Origin of the sequence: Lysobacter sp. GX 14042 (assembly GCF_021390425.1) — a bacterium.
GTDB lineage: Bacteria > Pseudomonadota > Gammaproteobacteria > Xanthomonadales > Xanthomonadaceae > Novilysobacter.
Genome location: NZ_JAJUWY010000001.1, coordinates 229,047 through 247,939, shown reverse-complemented (window position 1 = coordinate 247,939; position 18,893 = coordinate 229,047). Strand labels below are relative to the sequence as shown.

Annotated in this window: 12 protein-coding genes and 1 pseudogene; 3 read left to right on the top strand and 10 right to left on the bottom strand. The window is 70.9% G+C overall.

Annotated features, from left to right (window positions below; translation table 11 throughout):
* Positions 1–3: 3 nt before the first annotated feature.
* Complete coding sequence (locus tag LY625_RS01170) at positions 4–921, bottom strand: DnaJ C-terminal domain-containing protein (protein WP_233737166.1); 918 nt, start codon at positions 919–921, stop codon at positions 4–6.
* 129 nt (positions 922–1,050) lie between these two features.
* On the opposite strand from LY625_RS01170, the gene LY625_RS01165 reads away from it, so the two are divergent.
* Positions 1,051–1,533: a peroxiredoxin gene (locus LY625_RS01165; RefSeq protein ID WP_233737165.1), complete on the top strand. Its 483-nt coding sequence runs from the start codon at positions 1,051–1,053 to the stop codon at positions 1,531–1,533.
* Between the two features lie 74 nt (positions 1,534–1,607).
* Here the strand turns inward: LY625_RS01165 and gyrA are convergent, their stop codons facing one another.
* The 9 genes from gyrA to LY625_RS01120 all read right to left on the bottom strand — a co-directional run bounded on the left by gyrA (position 1,608) and on the right by LY625_RS01120 (position 16,882).
* Entirely contained in the window at positions 1,608–4,250 is a 2,643-nt protein-coding gene (gyrA, locus tag LY625_RS01160; RefSeq protein WP_233737164.1) for a DNA gyrase subunit A, read from the bottom strand.
* A gap of 133 nt (positions 4,251–4,383) precedes the next feature.
* On the bottom strand, positions 4,384–5,436 hold the full coding sequence (gene mtnA / locus LY625_RS01155) for an S-methyl-5-thioribose-1-phosphate isomerase (RefSeq protein ID WP_233737163.1): 1,053 nt from the start codon (positions 5,434–5,436) through the stop codon (positions 4,384–4,386).
* A 4-nt stretch (positions 5,437–5,440) separates the two neighbouring features.
* Entirely contained in the window at positions 5,441–6,391 is a 951-nt protein-coding gene (epmA, locus tag LY625_RS01150; protein ID WP_233737162.1) for an EF-P lysine aminoacylase EpmA, read from the bottom strand.
* The gene (ligA, locus tag LY625_RS01145) at positions 6,388–8,727 is read right to left on the bottom strand and encodes an NAD-dependent DNA ligase LigA (protein ID WP_233737161.1); all 2,340 of its coding nucleotides are present in this window, start codon (positions 8,725–8,727) and stop codon (positions 6,388–6,390) included. The genes epmA and ligA overlap by 4 nt, the downstream gene beginning before the upstream one ends.
* Positions 8,728–8,775: 48 nt before the next feature.
* On the bottom strand, positions 8,776–9,513 hold the full coding sequence (gene zipA, locus LY625_RS01140) for a cell division protein ZipA (RefSeq protein WP_233737160.1): 738 nt from the start codon (positions 9,511–9,513) through the stop codon (positions 8,776–8,778).
* Positions 9,514–9,529: 16 nt separating this feature from the next.
* Complete coding sequence (smc, locus tag LY625_RS01135) at positions 9,530–13,033, bottom strand: chromosome segregation protein SMC (RefSeq protein ID WP_233737159.1); 3,504 nt, start codon at positions 13,031–13,033, stop codon at positions 9,530–9,532.
* Positions 13,034–13,171: 138 nt separating this feature from the next.
* On the bottom strand, positions 13,172–16,183 hold the full coding sequence (locus LY625_RS01130) for a TonB-dependent receptor (RefSeq protein WP_233737158.1): 3,012 nt from the start codon (positions 16,181–16,183) through the stop codon (positions 13,172–13,174).
* A gap of 106 nt (positions 16,184–16,289) precedes the next feature.
* Positions 16,290–16,586, bottom strand: a complete 297-nt coding sequence (locus tag LY625_RS01125; protein ID WP_233737157.1) for a BolA family protein — start codon at positions 16,584–16,586, stop codon at positions 16,290–16,292.
* A complete protein-coding gene (locus tag LY625_RS01120; protein ID WP_233737156.1) occupies positions 16,583–16,882 on the bottom strand; it encodes a YciI family protein in 300 nt (99 codons plus the stop codon). The genes LY625_RS01125 and LY625_RS01120 overlap by 4 nt, the downstream gene beginning before the upstream one ends.
* Before the next feature lie 375 nt (positions 16,883–17,257).
* Between LY625_RS01120 and LY625_RS01115 the strand changes: the two genes are divergently transcribed.
* A complete protein-coding gene (locus tag LY625_RS01115) occupies positions 17,258–18,211 on the top strand; it encodes a ScpA family protein (RefSeq protein ID WP_233737155.1) in 954 nt (317 codons plus the stop codon).
* Between the two features lie 33 nt (positions 18,212–18,244).
* Positions 18,245–18,790, top strand: a pseudogene (gene scpB, locus LY625_RS01110) (SMC-Scp complex subunit ScpB); the annotation flags it as partial.
* Positions 18,791–18,893 lie beyond the last annotated feature (103 nt).

Genomic DNA, 18,893 nt, shown 5'->3' with positions numbered 1-18,893 from the left:
GGCTCAATCGCGACGCCAGCCCTCCCCGAACGCGTCGCGCATCTGCTCGTAGGCCTGGACCTGCGCCTCGTCCCGCGGCACCGGGGCAAGGACCTCGAGCTCGACGATCTGGTCGCCGTCCGCCTCGCCCGGACCGCCCGGCAGGCCGCGCCCGCGAAGGCGCAGCTTGCGCCCGGCCTCGGACTTCGACGGAATCCGCAACTCCACCTGGCCGCCCAGTGTCGGCACCGCCAGCGTGGTTCCCAGCGCGGCCTCCCACGGCGCCACCGGCAACACGTGGATCACGTTGCGCCCGTCGACCTCGAAGTTCGGATGGGCGGCGTACTCCACCTCCAGCAGCAGGTCGCCCCCGCCGCTGCCCTGACCGCCCAGGCGGATCGACTTGCCGGGGGAGATCCCCCTGGGCACTTTCAGGTCCAGTGCGCGACCGCCCACGTTGATGCGCACGCTGTCACCGGCGTAGACCGCCTCCAGCGGCACCGAGAGCTTGGCCCGGGTATCGCGTCGTGGACGGGCGCCCGGCTGCTGGCGGAAGCCACCCTGGCCGCCGCCGAAGCCGCGGCCCTGCCCGAACATCTGCTCGAAGAAATCGCTGAAGCCCCCCCCGGCCCCGCCGCCGGCGAAGATCTCCTCGAAATCCACCCCGTCGAACCCGCCGCCACCGAAGCCGCCGGGCGGCGGCCGGACCTCGTCGCCGGGCCGGTAGCCGCGGGCCCGCAACTGGTCGTAGGCGGCCCGCTTCTGCGGATCGCGAAGGGCCTCGTAGGCCTCGTTGACGGCCTTGAACCGGTCTTCGGCGTCGGCCTCCTTGCTCACGTCGGGGTGGTACTTGCGCGCCAGCCTGCGATAGGCGGTCTTGATCTCCGCCTCGCCCGCACTGGGCTCTATCCCGAGGGTCTCGTAGTAGTCCTTGAACTGCATCGATGGCTCCACTGCGCACACGCGCGCATTACCCGCCCGACATGGTTGCACCGGCGGGCCGGTTCAAGGCGTGAGCGCCCGGCGAACGTGGCACGGATACACTTTGGCCTTTCCCCACCGGAGTTCCAGATGAGCATCAACGTCGGCGACGCCCTCCCGGAAGTGCCCCTCAAGCGCATCGCCAACGGCGGCGTGGAGACGGTCGACACCCACGCCCTGTTCGGCGAGGGCAAGACCGTGCTGTTCGCGGTCCCCGGTGCCTTCACCCCCACCTGTTCGGAGCAGCACCTGCCAGGTTTCGTGCAGCACTTCCAGGACTTCCGCGACCGTGGCGTCCGCGTCGCCTGCCTGTCGGTCAACGACCCCTTCGTGATGCAGGCCTGGGGCGAGAGCCAGGGCGTGCCCGACGGCATGATGATGCTGGCCGACGGCAACGCCGAGTTCGCCCGCGCGCTCGGCCTGGAGCTCGATGCCAGCGGTTACGGGATGGGCATCCGCGCCAAGCGCTTTGCCATGGTCGTCGAGGACGGCGTGGTGCGTGAGCTGTTCGTCGAGGCGCCCGGCGAGTACCGGGTCTCCTCGGCCGAGCACGTGCTGTCGCAACTGGACTGAGCCGCAACCGCCCAGCGCAACGAAAAGGGGCCGGCAATGCCGGCCCCTCCCTTTTCACGCACCTGGCGGCGGGCTCAGGCCCGGGTGCCGGGCTGATCCGGTCCGGCCGGACCATCCTGCGCGGGGGCGTCCGCCGCCGCGGGATCGATCACCTCGCCCGCACCGGCGTCTTCGTCGGCCTCTTCGTCGTCGAGCGAGGCATCCAGCCGCTCCACCGCCTGCAGCGTCTCGCCCTCGCCGACCCGCATCAGGGTCACGCCCTGGGTATTGCGGCCGACCTGCGAGATCTCCGAGGCACGCGTGCGCACCAGGGTGCCGGCATCGGAGATCAGCAGCACCTCGTGCTCCTCGGTGAGCTGGATCGCCCCGACCAGCCGACCGTTGCGTTCGGTGGTGCGGATCGCCGTCACGCCCTGGATTCCACGACCCTTGCGCGCGTACTCCTCCAGCGGGGTGCGCTTGCCGAACCCGCGGGCACTGGCGGTGAGGATGTCGCCGTCGCCATCGACCACCACCAGGCTGACCACGTGCTCGCCCTCGGGCAGGCGCATGCCGCGCACCCCGGTGGCGGTGCGGCCCATCGCGCGGACCTCGTCCTCGGCGAAGCGCACCGCCTTGCCATGGCTGGAGAACAGCATCACGTCGCGGCTGCCGTCGGTCAGCTCGACGTTGACCAGCTCGTCGCCCTCGTCAAGGTTGATGGCGATCTTGCCGCGCTGCAGGCGGTAGGCGTACTCGGTGAGCGGGGTCTTCTTGACCGTGCCGTTGCGGGTGGCGAAGAACACGTAGCAGTCCTCGCGGTACTCGCGCACCGGGAGCACCGCCTGCACCAGCTCGCCCTCCTCCAGCGGGATCCAGTTGATGATCGGCCGCCCGCGGGCATTCGGGCCGGCATCCGGCAGCTGGTGCACCGGCAGCCAGAACACCCGGCCGGCACTGGTGAAGGTCAGCAGGGTGTCGTGGGTATTGACCAGCCACAGCCGTTCGATGAAGTCCTCGTCCTTCATCGCCGCGGCGTTGCGGCCGCGACCGCCGCGCTTCTGCGCGCGGTAGCTGCTGACCGGCTGGCGCTTGGCATAGCCGGTGTGCGAGAGGGTGACGACCACGTCCTCGGGCGCGATCAGGTCGAGGATGTCCAGGTCCTCCTCGCTCTCGCGGATCTCGCTGCGGCGCTCGTCGCCGAACTCCTCGCGCAGGTTGCGCAGCTCGGTGCGGATCACCTCCAGCAGCACCTCGGGATCCTCGAGGATCTCGATCAGCCCGCGGATGGTCTCCAGCAGCTGGCGGTACTCGTCGGTGAGCCTGTCCTGCTCCAGCCCGGTCAGGCGATGCAGGCGCATCTCCAGGATCTGCTGGGCCTGGGTCTCGGTCAGGCGGTACTGGCCGTCGATCAGGCCCACGCCCCTGGGCAGGTCCTCGGGCTTGGAGGCCCCGGCACCGGAGGCTTCGAGCAGGCTGGCGACCAGGCCAGGGTCCCAGGTGCGGGCAAGCATGCGCTCGCGCGCCTCCACCGGCGTCGGCGAGGACTTGATCAGCTCGATCATCTCGTCGATGTTGGCCAGCGCGACGGTCAGCCCCTCGAGCACATGGGCGCGGGCACGCGCCTTGCGCAGCTCGAAGATGGTGCGGCGGGTGACCACCTCGCGGCGGTGGCGCACGAAGGCCTCCAGCACGTCCTTGAGGTTCACCAGCCTCGGCCGGCCGTCCACCAGGGCGACCATGTTGATGCCGAACACCGACTCCATCTGGGTCTGCTGGTAGAGGTTGTTGAGCACGACGTCGGCCGACTCGCCGCGCTTGACCTCGATGTAGATGCGCATGCCGTCCTTGTCGGACTCGTCGCGCAGCTCGCTGATGCCCTCCAGGCGCTTTTCCTTGACCAGCTCGGCGATCTTCTCGATCAGCTTCGCCTTGTTCACCTGGTACGGGATCTCGGTGACGATGATCGACTCGCGGCCGTTGTCGGCGACCTCGATCGCCGCCCGCGCGCGCATGCGCACCCGGCCGCGGCCGGTGCGGTAGGCGTTGATGATCCCGGAGGTGCCGTTGATGATGCCGGCGGTCGGGAAGTCGGGGCCGGGGATGTGCTCCATCAGCCCTTCGACGTCGATCTCCGGGTTGTCGATCATCGCGATGGTCGCGTCGACCACCTCGCACAGGTTGTGCGGCGGGATGTTGGTCGCCATGCCGACGGCGATGCCGGCCGAGCCGTTGACCAGCAGGTTCGGCACCCGGGTCGGCATGACCGTGGGCTCGAACTCCTTCTCGTCGTAGTTGGGCTGGAAATCGACGGTTTCCTTGTCGATGTCGGCCATCAGCTGGTGGGTGAGCCGGGCCATGCGCGCCTCGGTGTAACGCATCGCCGCGGCCGAGTCGCCGTCGATGGAGCCGAAGTTGCCCTGCCCGTCGACCAGCATGTAGCGCAGCGAGAACGGCTGCGCCATGCGCACCAGGGTGTCGTACACCGACTGGTCGCCATGCGGGTGGTACTTGCCGATCACGTCGCCGACGATTCGCGCCGACTTGAAGTACGGCTTGTTGCTGTGCGCGCCGAGCTCGTTCATGGCGAACAGCACCCGGCGGTGCACCGGCTTGAGGCCGTCCCGGATGTCCGGGAGCGCGCGGCCCACGATCACGCTCATGGCGTAATCGAGGTAGCTGCGGCGCATCTCGTCCTCGAGGTTTACGGGGATGATTTCCTTGGCGGATTCGGCCATCGGGTTTCCGTTTCAGGCCCCGTCCGGGGCGGTGTGCAAAAGACGTGAAATGATATCACACCAGCACCGCCGACGTTGGCCGTTTCAACGAAAAAACAAGGACTTGCGCGCTGCCGGCCGCCGCACGCCCCGGTCAGCCGAAGGCCAAGCGCATCGCCGCCGCGTCGGGCCTGTCGACCACCCCGCGCTCGGTGACGATCGCATCGATCAAGCCGTGCGGGGTGACGTCGAACACCGGGTTCCACGCGCCCACGCCGGTCGCCGCGGTACGCACCCCGCCCAGGCCGAACAGCTCGCCGGGATCGCGCTCCTCGATGTGGATCGCATCGCCGTCGGCGGTGGCCATGTCCACCGTCGAGGACGGCGCGGCGACCATGAAGCCGACGCCATGGTGGCGCGCGGCGATGGCCAGCTGGTAGGTGCCGATCTTGTTGGCGGTGTCGCCATTGGCGCAGATGCGGTCGGCACCGACGATGACCCACTGCACCCGCCCGGTGCGCATCAGGTGCGCGGCGGCCGCATCGGCGATCAGGGTCGGCGCGATGCCGTCCTGCTCCAGCTCCCACACGGTGAGCCGCGCGCCCTGCAGCCAGGGCCGGGTCTCACCGGCGTACACCTGCCCGATGCGACCCTGGGCGACCCCGGCGCGGATCACGCCCAGCGCAGTGCCGAAGCCGGCGGTGGCCAGCGAGCCGGTATTGCAGTGGGTCAGCACGTTGCTGCCCGGCTCGATCAGCGCGGCGCCCAGCGCGCCCATGCGGCGGTTGGCGGCCAGGTCCTCGTCGGCGATGGCCCGTGCCTGCGCCTCCAGTATCGCGCGCCAGTCCGGCCCTGCCCCGACCAGGGCCGCGCGCATGCGCGCCAGCGCCCAGGCCAGGTTCACCGCGGTCGGGCGGGCGGCATTGAGCGCCTCGATCGCCGGCTGCAGCTTCACCGCCGCCTCGCCGCCTCCGGATGCCTCGATGACCCGGGACGCCAGCACCACGCCCCAGGCCGCGGCAATGCCGATCGCCGGCGCGCCGCGCACGGTCAGGCTGCGGATCGCTTCCGCCACGTCGTCGCTGCTGATGCAGCGCACGTAGTCCACCTCGAACGGCAGCCGTCGCTGGTCCAGCAACTCCAGCGCATCTCCGGTCCAGCGGATCGGGCGGATGCGGTCGTAGCGGTCGAAGTCGATGTCGGTCATGGCGTCAGGCGTGGGCGAAGTCGTAGGCCAGCACGTCGGCGATCCGGCCGGTGCCGAGCATGGCCATCAGCAGGCGGTCGATACCCAGGGCCACCCCGCTGCAGGCCGGCATGCCCGACCCGAGCGCGGCCAGCAGGGCCTCGTCCAGCGGCGGCAACACGTCGCCGCGAGCCCGACGCACCGCGTGGTCGCGCTGGAAGCGGCGGCGCTGCTCGTCCGCGTCCAGCAGTTCGTGGTAGCCGTTGGCCAGTTCCAGCGGGCCGAGGTACAGCTCGAAGCGCTCGGCGACCTCGACATCGCCGCGCGGGGCGACCCTGGCCAGCGCGCACTGGCTGGCCGGGTAGTCATGCACCGCCAACAGCTGGTCGGGCGGGAAGCCGGCCTGGATCTGGTGGGTCATCAGCAGGTCCAGCCAGTCGTCGCGGACCAGGCCGCCGGGATCGACGGTGCCGGTGAAGGCGGACTGCAGCTCGCTGAGGGAGGCGGTCATCGGATCCAGGCCGAGTGCATCGAGGAACAGCTCGCGGTAGCTGGTGCGCAGCGGCCGCGCGCCGCGTCCGACCAGCGCCAGGGCCTCGCGGACCAGCGTGGCGGTCTCCTCGATCAACGCCTCCAGCGGCATGCCGACCCGGTACCACTCGAGCATGGTGAACTCCGGGTTGTGGCGGCCACCGGCCTCGCCGTCGCGGAACACCCGGCCCAGCTCGTAGCAGTCGCCCAGGCCGGCGGCCAGCAGGCGCTTCATCGGGAACTCGGCGGAGGTGCGCAGCCAGCGGGTGCGCGGCGCGCCCTCGGTGCGCCCGGAAAACTCGACCTGGAACGAGGCGATGTTCGGATCGGTATTGCCGGCGCGCGACATCACCGGGGTTTCCACCTCGAGCACGCCGCGGGCGTCGAAGAAGCCGCGCACCAGCGTGTTGAGCCGGGCCCGCAGCCGGATCGCATCGGGGTTCATGCGTGGTCCGCCAGGAACGCGAGCAGGCGGGCCTCGTCCCAGATCTCGATGCCCAGCTGTTCGGCCTTGGCCAGCTTGGAACCGGCCGCCTCGCCGGCGACCAGGAAGCCGGTCTTCTTCGACACGCTGCCGGCGGTCCTGGCGCCCAGCGCCTCCAGTCGTTCCCTGGCCTGCTCGCGGGTCATGGCCGAGAGGGTTCCGGTCAGGACCACGGTCTGGCCTTCCAGCGGGCCGGCGGTGGCCTCGGCCTGATCCGGCAGCAGCGCCCCGATGCGGGCGATGGCCGCCGCGGATGCCTCCAGCAGCGCCGCATTCGCCGGCACGCCACGCCAGGCGGCGAACGCCGCCGCGGTATCCGCCGGCAGGCCCGCGGTGACCAGGTTGTGGACGGGCGCCGCCAGCAACGCCGATGCCTGCGGGAACGCGGCCGCGAGCTGGCTTGCGCGCAACGGCGTCACCCTGGGGATTTCAAGATCGACCAGCAAGGCCTCCAGGCCCAGGCTCCCCCGCAGCTGCGCCGAGGGCGGATGGGCATCGGTGATCGTCACCCCGCGCTCCAGCAGCGCGTCGATGACCTCCTGGTTGCCCGGCTGGTCGAGGAAGTGGCCGATCGCCCGCGCCACCTCGCCGCCGATGTCCGGCACCCGCTTGAACAGCGGCCACGGCAGCCGCCGGACCAGGTCCAGATCGCCGAACCACGCCGCGATGGCCTTGGCCGTGCTCTCGCCCACGTGCTGGATGCCCAGTGCGAACAGGAAGCGCTCCAGGGTGGTGTCGCGGCTGCGGTCGATCGCCTCGACCAGGTTCTCCGCCCAGCGGGTCGCGACCTTCCCGGCCCTGGCCGTCTCCGGCGTGGTGCCGGCCTGCTCGTCGGCGCGGCGCTTCATCTCCAGCAGGTCCTCGACCCGCAGGCTGTACAGGTCGGCCGGCGAGCGGACGTAGTCGAAGTCCGCCAGCGCGGCGATGAAACGCTCGCCGAGACCTTCGATGTCCATGGCACGGCGGGAGGCGAAGTGCCCGAGCGCCTCCTTGCGCTGGGCGGCACAGGTCAGTTCGCCGGAGCAGCGCCAGACCACCGCGCCCTCCTCGCGCACGATCTCCGAGCCGCACACCGGGCAGTGTCCCGGCATGACCCAGGGTCGGGCATCCGGTGGCCGGTACTCGGGCAGCACCCGCACCACCTCGGGGATCACGTCGCCGGCGCGGCGCACCACCACGGTATCGCCGTTGCGCACGTCCAGCCGGGCGACCTGGTCGGCGTTGTGCAGGGTCGCGCGGGTGACCGTCACCCCGCCCACCTGCACCGCCTGCATCAGCGCCCAGGGCGTGACCGCGCCGGTGCGGCCGACGTTGACCTCCACCGACTCCACCACGGTGGTCTGCTCCTGCGCCGGGAACTTGTGCGCCAGCGCCCAGCGCGGGGCGCGCGAGACGAAGCCCAGTTCGGCCTGCTCGGCGTAGTCGTCGACCTTGTAGACCACCCCGTCGATCTCGAACGGCAGCCCGTCGCGGCGCTCGCCCATCCGCCGGTAGTAGCCGAGGAGGCCGTCCAGGCCACGCACCACTTCGGTCTGGCTGCTCACCGGGAAACCCCATTCGCGCAGGCGCTCCAGGGTCATGGAGTGGCACTCGGGCAGCTCGCCGCCCCGCACCACGCCGGTGGCGTAGGCGTAGAACGCCAGCGGGCGCTGCGCCGTCACCTTCGGGTCGAGCTGGCGCAGCGAGCCGGCGGCGCCATTGCGCGGGTTGGCCAGCACCTTGCCGCCGTGCCCGCGCGCCTTCGCGTTCCAGGCCTCGAAGCCGGCCAGCGGCATGTAGACCTCGCCACGCACTTCCAGCACCCGCGGCCAGCCCTCGCCACGCAGCACCAGCGGGATCGCGCGGATCGTCCGCAGGTTGGCGGTGACGTCCTCGCCGGTGGCCCCGTCGCCCCGGGTCGCCCCGCGCACGAACCGGCCGTCCTCGTAGCGCAGGCTGATGGCGAGCCCGTCGAGCTTGGGCTCGGCCGAGAACACCGGCTCGTCCGCGCCCAGCACCTGCTGCACGCGACGCACGAAGTCGGCCACCTCGTCGTCGCTGAAGGCGTTGCCCAGCGACAGCATCGGGATCTCGTGGACCACCTGCCCGAAGGCACCGGACGGCGTGGCACCCACCCGGCGCGTCGGCGAGTCCGCCGTGGCCAGCTCCGGATGCGCCGCCTCCAGCGCTTCCAGCTCGCGCAGCAGCCGGTCGTATTCGGCGTCCGGGATGTCCGGATCGTCGAGCACGTGGTAACGGTAGCCCGCGTCCTCGAGCCGCCTGCGCAGCTCCACCGCGCGCGTTGCGTGATCACTCATCGTTGAAAGCCTTGTCGCCACTTCGTGCGTGGCAGCACCGACCCTGCCTTACCAGCGCGAGGGTTTCGTCAACGGCGGCGCCTCGCGCTGCCGGTCGTAGGCGCGCAACTCCTCGCGGATGTGCCCGATGCGCTGGCGACCGAGCGCATTGCGCTGCTCGTCGAGCAGCAACCCGCCCAGCAGCTCGGCCATCCGCTCGGCGGTGGGCAGCATCGCGTCCCAGGCGTCCATGGCGCTGACCGGGGCCGGCAGGGTCAGGAAGAAGGCGATCGCCGGGGTCTCCACCGACTGGATGCCGGCCATGTCGAAGCTGCCCGGCTTGACGATGTTGGCCACCGAGAACACCGGCCCGCGCTCGGGCTGGCGCTCGATCAGGCGGTGGAACACCCCCATGTGGCCGTAGGCCAGGCCGACCTTCTCGGCCGCGACCACGATGTCCGGGCCGCGCAGGGCCTCGCCCGCGCGCGCCGCCAGGTACACGGTCACGATCTTGTCGAACTCGTCGGAAGGACGCTTGCCCAGCTCGTCGGACGCGGGGTCCGGGCTGGGGAACAGTGGGTCCTGCGTGCCTTCTTCAGCCGCTTCGCCAACGCCTTCGGCCAGTTCGCCCTCCAGCTGCTCGCCCAGCGTCGGCTCCACCCGGCCGGAGGCTGCGTCCGCCTCGCCGCCACGCGGCAGGCGGCGGCCCTGGCCGGGCTTGCGCGGGCGGCCGAAGAACAGGATGGCGAGGATCAGGAGCGCGCCGGCAATCAGGATCCAGATCCGCTCCGGGGTCAGGTCGAACATCGTGCGGTTCCTCGGGTCAGGCAGCGCCGGCCAGGCGGGTGGCTTCGGCCAGGTCGACCGATACCAGCCGGCTCACGCCGGGCTCGCGCATGGTCACGCCGGACAGTTGCTCGGCCGCTTCCATGGTCGCCTTGTTGTGGGTAACGAACAGGAACTGTACCTGCTCGCTCATTTCCTTGACCATCGCCGCCAGCCGGCCGACGTTGGCCTCGTCCAGCGGCGCGTCGACCTCGTCGAGCAGGCAGAACGGCGCCGGGTTGAGCTGGAAGATCGCGAACACCAGCGCCACTGCGGTCATCGCCTTCTCGCCGCCGGACAGCAGCGAGATGCTCGAGACCCGCTTTCCGGGCGGCCGGGCCATGATCGCCACGCCGGTGTCGAGCAGGTCCTCGCCGGTCAGCTCCAGGTAGGCATGCCCGCCGCCGAACAGCCGCGGATAAAGCTGCTGCACTCCCGAGTTGACCCGGTCGAAGGTGTCCTTGAAGCGGCCGCGGGTCTCGCGGTCGATCTTGCGGATCGCGTCCTCCAGGGTTTCCAGCGCCGCGCCCAGGTCGGCGTCCTGGGCGTCGAGGTAGTCCTTGCGCTGGGCCGCCTCGGCGTGCTCGGCGATCGCCGCCAGGTTGACCGGCTCCAGCCGGCGCAGCTTCGCGTCCAGTTCGGCCACGGTCCGGCCCCAGGCTTCCGGCTCCATCCCGTCGGCCAGGGTGTTGGCGACGTCCTGGAGCTGGAACCCGGCCTCGGCCACCGTTTCCGCCAGGCCCTCGGCCTTGAGCACCAGGGCCTGCTGCTCGAGCCGCCGCTGGCCGATCGCCTCGCGTTGGGCCAGCGCCTGTTCGTCGCGCTGCTGGCGGACCTGCTCGTGGCGGCGTAGTGCGTTGTCGATCCCGTCCAGCGCGGTGCGCGCCGCGGCCAGCCGGTGCTCGCTGGCGACCCGCTGCTCCAGTGCGACCTGGCGCTGCTCTTCCAGCTCCACCGCCGGATCGTTGCCATGTTCGAGCTGCTCGCTGAGCTCGCCCAGCCGGTTGTCGAGCTGACCGCGCTGCCCGCCCATGCGCTGCAGGGCCTGGGTGAGCGAGGCGACCTGGGCGCGCTGCGATTCCAGGGTCAGCGCCAGCGAATGCACCGCCTCGCGCGAGTCACGCGCCAGGTTGCGCGCCAGGTCGCGTGCCTCGGCCAGGCGGCGACGCTCGGCATCGAGCTCCTGCCGGGCGTCCTCCAGCCCGGACATCCGCAGCACCGCCTCTTCCTGGCGGGCGCGGGCCTCGCTCGCCTGGGCGGCGGCGGTAGCCAGCGTCCCGGCGAGCTGGGCCAGCTCGGCGTCGATCCGCTCGATGCGACCGCGGGCGCTGTCCAGGCGCCCGTGCTGGCCCTGCAGCTGGCCGGCAAGCTCGGAAAGCCCGCGATGCGCCGTGTACAGGCTGCGCTGCGCGTCCTCGCGTTGCTGCTCGGCCGCGAGCAGGCGATCGCGCAGTTGCGCCAGCCCCGATTCCAGTTCCTGTTCCCGGGCCTGCAGCGACTCGATGCCGGCGCGCAGCTCCTGGATCTCGCGTTCGCGCACCAGCGCGCCCTGGCTGGCGTCGCGTTCGCGCAGCACCTGTATCCAGCCGGCACCCAGCCGTTCGCCCTCGCGGGTGATCACCGTCGCGCCGGCGTCCAGGGACGGCAGCAGCGCGCGCGCCGCCTGCAGGTCCCCGGCGGTATGCAGGCGCGACAGCAGGCGCCGGACCGCGACCGGGCCGCGTACCCGTGCGGCCAGGGTTCCGGCCGGGGCATCGAAACCGCCGGTGCCGCCGTCGACCAGCGCCACATCGGCATCGGCCAGCTCGCCCAGTGCCTCGACCAGGGCCTGCGGCGAATCGACCAGAACCCCTTCGATCAGCTGGCCAAGCGCCGCCTCGACCGCGGTTTCCCAGCCGGCCTCGACCTCCAGCGACTCGCCGACCCGGCGTGCCGAATCCAGGCCGCGCGCCTTCAGCCAACGCAGCGCGGCGCCGTTCTCCTGGCCCAGTGCCGCGTGCTGCAGCGCCTCCAGCGAGGCAAGCCGGCCACGGGCCGACTGCGCCTGCTTGCGCACCTCCGCCAGCCCGGCCTGGTTCGCACGCTGCTGCTCGGCCAGTGCCGAGACCGCCTCCTTGCGCGATTCCAGCGCCTCGTCGAGGCCCTCCAGCGACAGCTTGCGCTCCTCGTGCTGCTCGACCAGCCCGGCCAGCGCCTCGCCCAGCGCCTCCATGTCCAGCCCGGCGCGTTCGGCCTGCAGCGCCTCGCTGCGACGCCCGGCATCCAGCGCCTGGCGGTCGAGGTGTTCGATCCGGGTCCGCTCCACGTCGGCCGCGCGCGCGGCCTCCGACTGCGCCCGCGCGTGCTCGTCCCAGCGCTGCTGCCAGGAGGCCAGCGCGGCCTCGGCCCCGTGCAGGGCGTCCTGGCGGGCGGCGTCCTCTTCGCGCAGCTGCTCCAGGCGCGGCTCGTCGTGCTCGACCGCCGCCGCCAGCACCTCCAGCCGCGACTGGTCGGCGGCGATGTGCTCGGCGATCTCGGCCAGCTGGCTCTCCGTCTCGCTGCGCGCCTTGTGCAGGCGCTGGGCGAGCTCGTGCTGGTGCTGGATCTGCTGCTCGATGCGGGCCAGGGTGCCGCCGACCTCGTAGCTTTCCGCTTGCGCCCGGGCCAGTACCTGCGAGGCCTCCTCGCGGCGCGCGCGGCCCTCCTCGATCTCGCGCTCGGCCTGGCGCTGCTCGGCAACCAGCTGTTCCAGCCGGGTTTCCTGCTGTGCCAGCTTCTCGCGCTGGCCCTGCAGCCGGCGCTCCAGCGCGCGGTGCTCCAGCGCCTTCCACTCGGCGTCGCGGACCTTGCGCTCCTCCTGCAGCGCCTGGTACTGCTCGGCCTGGCGGGCCTGGCGGGCCAGGTGCTGGAGCTGCTTGCCGACTTCCTCGCGCAGGTCGTTGAGCCGGTCGAGGTTCTCCCGGGTGTGGCGGATCCGGGTTTCGGTCTCCTTGCGGCGCTCCTTGTACTTGGAGATGCCGGCGGCCTCCTCCAGGTACACCCGCAGGTCCTCGGGCCTCGCCTCGATGATCTGGCTGATCATCCCCTGCTCGATGATCGAATAGCTGCGCGGGCCCAGGCCGGTGCCGAGGAACAGGTCGGTGATGTCGCGCCGGCGGCACTTGGCGCCGTTGAGGTAGTACTGGCTGGCGCCGTCACGGCTGACGATGCGCTTGACCGAGATCTCGTTGAACGAAGCGTACTCGCCGCTGATGGCGTGGTCGGCGTTGTCGAACAGCAGCTCCACCATCGCCTGCGAGACCGGCTTGCGGGCCGAGGAGCCGGCGAAGATCACGTCGGTCAGCGATTCGCCGCGCAGCCGGCTGGCCGAGCTCTCGCCCATCACCCAGCGCACCGCGTCGATGATGTTGGACTTGCCGCAGCCGTTGGGTCCCACCACCCCGGTCATGTTGGTGGGCAGGTGCAGCGTGGTCGGGTCGACGAAGGACTTGAAGCCCGACAGCTTGATGGTGGACAGACGCATGCGTGGCAGGAATCCCTGGCGCGCGGATGGCGCGGCCGTAGTACGGATCAGGATGGGGTTTGCAGGTGCGCCGGCAATGGCGCATCACGCGGCACGGGTGGTCGCGGCGGAGTATAGCGGCTGCCCCGGAGCCGGCCGCTACCAGTCGAACCCCATCGAAAGCTTGAAGGTGCGGGTGGGCAGCAGGATGCCGTTGCCGTTCCGGCGCCCCCAGTCGGGGTTTCCCGCCCCCGGGTCGCCACGGTGGTTGTCGTAGTCGGTCCAGTTGCGCCAGTCGAAGGCGTTCACCAGGTCGAACCGGACCCACGGCCGCAGGTCGGTCCCGGTGTCCCAGGCCTTCTGCAGGGCGATGTCGAGCTGCCTGAAGCCATCGTCATCCGGGGTGTAGGGGTCGAAGTGGCAGTAGTCGGTACCGGACACGTCGAAGCAGTTGACCGCATCGCGCACCAGCGGGCTGGCCACGGTCAGCTTGGCCGACAGGGTCAGTCCGCCCGGCAGGTCGCGGATGCCCGTGGCGACCAGCCGGTGGCGGGCGATGCCGACCGAGGCGAGCATCGGCTGGCCGGCCAGGCCGGGATGGTCGAACAGATAGTGCTCGTCGCTGTTGGCGGCGTTGAGGCGGTTCTCGCGGGCGTCGCTGTAGGTGTAGGCGATGGTGGCGCCCCAGCCGGACGCGCGGGTGTACGGCTTGGCGATCGAAAGCAGCAGGCTGTCGAGCCGCGTCTGGATTCCGTTCTGCGCGATCACCAGGTTGCCGTAGCCCGGGATCGGGAAGTCCCAGGGCTGTCCGCCCCAGGTGGCATCGGGGCGTGCCGGGTCACGGAAGCTGCCGCCGGGCCAGCGGTTTCCCAGCGCGAAGTAGATACCGTCGTAACTGCGGATGTGGGCGTAGGTGGCCGAGGTCTCCCAATCATGGTTCCCCAGCGTCACCACGTTGCGCATGCCCAGGCTGAACTGGTCCGAGTACGGCGTGCGCAGGTCGTTGCGGATCAGGTTGACCTCGGTACCCAGGTTCGGATCGGCCGCCGCCAGCCCCTCCAGCGCCTCCGGGTCCATGTAGGCCGGGTCCCATGCGAGGCAGTTGCCCTCCCCGGGTTCACAGGGGTGCCCGGGAATGTCGAAGCGGTAGCTGTAGCTGGGAAAGGTGTGCTTGGACTGCTCCAGGGCCAGGTAGTCGAACAGGTTGCGGTCATACGCCCGGCCGGCACCGCCGAAGACCACGTGCCGGCCATCGGCGAACAGGTCCCAGGAGAAACCCAGCCGCGGCTGCCAGGCGTCCTTGAACGCGCTGCGGTTGCGGCCGTTGGAAATGTAGCGCTCGATGTCGTAGTCGGTGTCCCGGATGTTGGCCCAGCCGCGCAGCGCGGCGGCGATGCCCGGATCGGTCACGTGGTCCAGGAACCCCGGGGTCTCCTCGTAGTCCCAGCGCAGCCCCAGGTTGAGGGTCAGCCGCTCGTTGAGCTCCCAGTCGTCCTGGAGGTAGATCCCGAGCTGCCGGTTGACCGAGCCCGCCCGGCGGTCGCCGGTGAGGGTGCTGGCGTTGAAGTCGACCTGGTACGGCACGGCCGGGTCGCCGGCGATGTCGTAGCGGAACTGCGGATTCCAGGGCTGCTGCTCGAAGGCACTGACTTCCACCCGCTTGAACTTCACCCCCGCCTTGATGGTGTGGCCCTCCCAGCCGAACCAGCTGAAATCGTTCTGCAGGCCATGACCCTCCTGGCCCTTGTCCTGGTAGTCGGCGCCGCCGCCGGCGGCCAGCACCAGCCGCTCCTGGGGGTTGCCGTCATCGCCCTGTGGCCAGGTGTAGAGCAGGTAACCGGGCTCGTGCACGTTCGAGCGCGGGTTCCACCGGCTCTCCTCCCAGGTCAGGTGGGCATCGTTGAGCCAGTCGCCCGCGCCGGCCTGCCAGCGCAGGTCGATCCGGGTCTCCTGGTTGTTGTCGGTCTTGGCCCGGCTGGCGGTGTCCACCCCGCTGTCGAGCAGCAGGCCGTCCTCTTCGCGCCGCTTGGCGGTCAGCTCCAGCAGCTGGGTGTCGGTGGCCTGCCAGCTGAGCTTGCCGAAGTACAGGTCCTCGTTGAACGTGGCCTGGTTGTTGCCTACCAGTGGCCGCAGGTGGGGCGGCAACCGGTCGACGGTGACGTTCTCGCCGATGCGCACCTCGCGCGGCTGCAGGAAATCCTTGGCCTCGTAGGTGACGAAGAAGTGCAGCCTGTCGCGCAGGATCGGGCCGGCGAAGGCGACGCCGTACTGCTCCTCGCGCGATGGCACCTTGGTCCCCTCGGCCTCTTCGCGCGGGGTCGGCGCGCGCCACTGGTCGGATGTCCGGTCCCAGAAGAAGCTGCCTTCGAACTCGTTGGTCCCCGAACGGGTCACCGCGGTGACCGCGGCACTGCTGATCTGGTCGTACTCGGCCTTGTAGTTGGAGGTGATGACCTTGTACTCGCCGATGGCCAGCTGCGGAAACGGATTGCCCCGGCTGCTGTCCTGCCCGCTGAGACCGCCCTTGGTGACGTAGTTCTTCTGGCCCACGCCGTCGATGTAGACGTTGATGCCGTTGGATGACTGCGCGCCGCTGCGCAGGCTGCTGTAGCCGCTCTCGCCGGAGTTGACGAACTGCATGCCCGGCACAGTGTCGGCGAAGGCCAGGAAGTTGCGCGAAACCTGTGGCAGCGCCTGGATCTGCTTTTGCGAGATGTAGCTGGCGACCTCGGAGGTGCGGGTCTCCGGCAGCGCCTGGGCGGTGACCACCACCGCTTCCATCTCGGTCGCCCCGCCCGCCGGCGCGGTCTCCGCCCGCCCGCCGGTGGCGAGGTTGAGGGTTGCGGTTTCGCCTACCCGCACGGTGACCGTCCGCATGCCCGCATTCCCGCCGTCGTCGTCCACCTCCACCCGGTAGCTGCCGGGGGGCAGGCCGGCCAGCGAGTACTCACCGCCGCGGCCCGCCTGCACGCTGCGCGCCAGGCCGGTGTCGACGTTGGTCGCGCGCACCCGGGCACCCTCGGCGGGCACGGCGTCGATGGTGACGCGCCCGTGGATGGCGGCCGCGGTGCTCTGGGCCGATACCGCCGGCGCGGCCAGGGCCAGCGCCAGAGCCAGTGCCGCGGCCAGCCGCGACGGTCCCGGCCGGAAACATCCTGTAATCGTGGTCATGCAGTCGCCCATTGCCGGGCCGCGCCCGGGATCGGCGATTGTTGTCACCTCCGTGTGAGCACCCGGTGGGCGCCCGGGCGTGCCGGCGCCTGCGCGAGCCGGGAGCTCAGCGCCCGGCTTCGGCCGGGGTCCTGGCGCGGATCGACAGGGCGTGTATGTCGGTTTCCATCAGGTTCCCCACGGCAGCGTAGACGGCGCGGTGCCGGGCCAATGGCGACAGGCCCTCGAAGGCCGCGCTGACCACGTCCACGTTGAAGTGGCCGCGGCCGTCGCGCGCGCCGGCATGCCCGGCATGGCGGGCACTGTCATCCTCGACCTCGAGGCTCACCGGTGCCAGCGCGGTTCCGATGGCGGCCTGGATCGCGGACAGCCGCGCCTCGCGCGGCAGCGGCCCGGGGCTCATGGCAACACCCGGTTGAAGGGCCGGACCTCGACCCCGGAATAGACCCCGGCCTCCAGGTAGGGGTCGCCGTCGGCCCACTCGCGCGCTTCCTGCACGGAGCCGAACTCGGCCACCACCACGCTGCCGCTGAAGCCCGCCGGTCCCGGGTCGGCGGCATCGATCGCCGGGCAGGCCCCCGCCAGCAGCAGCCGGCCCTGGTCACGCAGCAGCTCCAGCCGCGCCAGGTGTGCGGCGCGCACCCCGCGTCTGTGCTCCAGGGCATCCGGCGCATCGCGCCCCTCGATCACGTACCACATGCACGATCCTCCATGGCAAGCCCTCGATTGTAGCGGCCGGCAATGCTGGACAAGTGCCGGCGGACGCCCGTACCCTAGCCGGAAGTCAAGAGGCCGCCCCGGCGCGCCGCGACGCAGGAACCGCGTCCCGGCACCCGGTTTCCCCACGCCCGGTGGATCGCCCGGCGGCCCTCCACGGAACCGCACTCCCGCCACCCGCGTGGCGAGACCTGCGGCCACTCCGGGGCGAACGGCAACCAGAGCCTGCCTGACCGGTGCACGGAGCACCGTCCGGCGCCCGGCATCGCAACAGCGCGGCCTGCCCACCGGCAGCAGCCGCACCCACAGACGCAAACGCCAGAAGACGCAGTGCCACGGCCCGAGGGCCGTAGACGCATGACCAACGACCTCGCGAACCCCGCGACCGCCAGCAATCCGCACGCGCCCCCCGCGCCGCCGCCCCAGCAGCAGGAAATGCCGCTGGCGGTGGTGCATGGCCAGCCCGTGCTGCAGATTCCGCAGGACCTGTACATCCCGCCGGACGCGCTGGAGGTCATCCTCGACGCCTTCGAGGGGCCGTTGGACCTGCTGCTGTACCTGATCCGCCGGCAGAACCTGGACATCCTGGACATCCCGGTGGCGGAGATCACCCGCCAGTACGTCGACTACATCCAGGCCATGCACCACATGCGCTTCGAGCTGGCCGCCGAATACCTGGTGATGGCCGCGATCCTGGCCGAGATCAAGTCGCGCATGCTGCTGCCGCGCCCGCCCTCCGAAGACGGCGAGGAGGAGGACCCGCGCGCCGAACTGGTCCGCCGGCTGCAGGAATACGAGCGCTTCAAGCAGGCCGCCGAGGACATCGACGCCCTGCCCCGGCAGGACCGCGACACCTCCACCGTCCAGGCCTTCGTGCCCGACCGGGCCTCGGTCCGGCTGCCACCCGAGGTCGACCTGCGGGAGATGCTGCTGGCCCTGCACGATGTGTTCAAGCGCGCCGAGCTGTACACCCGCCACGCGATCCGGCGCGACGCACTGAGCGTGCGCCAGCGCATGGGCGAGCTGCTGGAGCGGCTCGGCGATGGCGCCTTCCACGTCTTCGAGGCGCTGTTCGATGCCTCGGAGGGCCGCACGGGCGTGATCGTCACCTTCCTCGGCCTGCTGACGCTGGCGAAGGAGCAGCTGGTGGAAATCGTCCAGGAGCCCGGGGCGACCCGCGCCGACGACGGACGGCGGCTGCCGGCGCCGATCTACGTCAAGTCGCTGGCCACCGGCGCCCTGCCGGACACGGCGACCCTCGGCAGCGAGTTCGACGACGAACCCGCCAATGATGCCGGCGCAAGGAACTGACCCCTCCGGCACCGCCGGCAGGAACCGATGAGCATGGACCAGACACAGATCACCCGCATCGTCGAGGCGGCACTGCTTGCCTCCAGCCAGCCGCTCAAACCCGCGCAGCTGGCGGCCCTGTTCAGCGAGGACGAGGCGCTGCCCGCCGGTGCCGTCGCCCGTGCCCTGGAAAGCCTGCAGGAAGCCTGCGGCGACCGCGGCGTGGAGCTGGTGGAGGTGGCGTCCGGCTACCGCTACCAGGTGCGCGAGGACGTCCATCCCTGGGTCGCGCGGATGTGGACCGAGCGCCAGACCCGCTACACCCGGGCGACCTTGGAAACCCTGGCGCTGATCGCCTACCGCCAGCCGATCACCCGCGGCGAGATCGAGCAGGTCCGCGGCGTGTCGGTCAGCAGCAACATCATCAAATCGCTCGAGGAGCGCGAGTGGATCCGTGTCATCGGCCACCGCGACGTACCCGGCAGGCCGGCACTGTTCGGCACCACCCGGGGCTTCCTCGACTACTTCGGGCTCAAGAGCCTGGACGAACTGCCGCCGCTGTCCGAACTCAGGGACATCGGCGAGCTCGAACCCCAGCTCGCCTTCGATGGCGGGCCCACGCCACCCACCGAACCCACCGGACCGGAACCCGCCGACGAAAGCGCGGCGCCCGGTAACGATGCACGAGATGACGACGCCCACG

Excerpts from the sequence above, each read along its gene's own strand:
- epmA (WP_233737162.1), bottom strand. The coding sequence starts at position 6,391 with ATGAACCCCGATGCGATCCGGCTGCGGGCCCGGCTCAACACGCTGGTG.
- LY625_RS01125 (WP_233737157.1), bottom strand. The coding sequence starts at position 16,586 with ATGAGCCCCGGGCCGCTGCCGCGCGAGGCGCGGCTGTCCGCGATCCAG.
- LY625_RS01165 (WP_233737165.1), top strand. The coding sequence starts at position 1,051 with ATGAGCATCAACGTCGGCGACGCCCTCCCGGAAGTGCCCCTCAAGCGC.
- gyrA (WP_233737164.1), bottom strand. The coding sequence starts at position 4,250 with ATGGCCGAATCCGCCAAGGAAATCATCCCCGTAAACCTCGAGGACGAG.
- LY625_RS01170 (WP_233737166.1), bottom strand. The coding sequence starts at position 921 with ATGCAGTTCAAGGACTACTACGAGACCCTCGGGATAGAGCCCAGTGCG.
- zipA (WP_233737160.1), bottom strand. The coding sequence starts at position 9,513 with ATGTTCGACCTGACCCCGGAGCGGATCTGGATCCTGATTGCCGGCGCG.
- smc (WP_233737159.1), bottom strand. The coding sequence starts at position 13,033 with ATGCGTCTGTCCACCATCAAGCTGTCGGGCTTCAAGTCCTTCGTCGAC.
- LY625_RS01130 (WP_233737158.1), bottom strand. The coding sequence starts at position 16,183 with ATGACCACGATTACAGGATGTTTCCGGCCGGGACCGTCGCGGCTGGCC.
- LY625_RS01115 (WP_233737155.1), top strand. The coding sequence starts at position 17,258 with ATGACCAACGACCTCGCGAACCCCGCGACCGCCAGCAATCCGCACGCG.
- LY625_RS01120 (WP_233737156.1), bottom strand. The coding sequence starts at position 16,882 with ATGTGGTACGTGATCGAGGGGCGCGATGCGCCGGATGCCCTGGAGCAC.
- ligA (WP_233737161.1), bottom strand. The coding sequence starts at position 8,727 with ATGAGTGATCACGCAACGCGCGCGGTGGAGCTGCGCAGGCGGCTCGAG.
- mtnA (WP_233737163.1), bottom strand. The coding sequence starts at position 5,436 with ATGACCGACATCGACTTCGACCGCTACGACCGCATCCGCCCGATCCGC.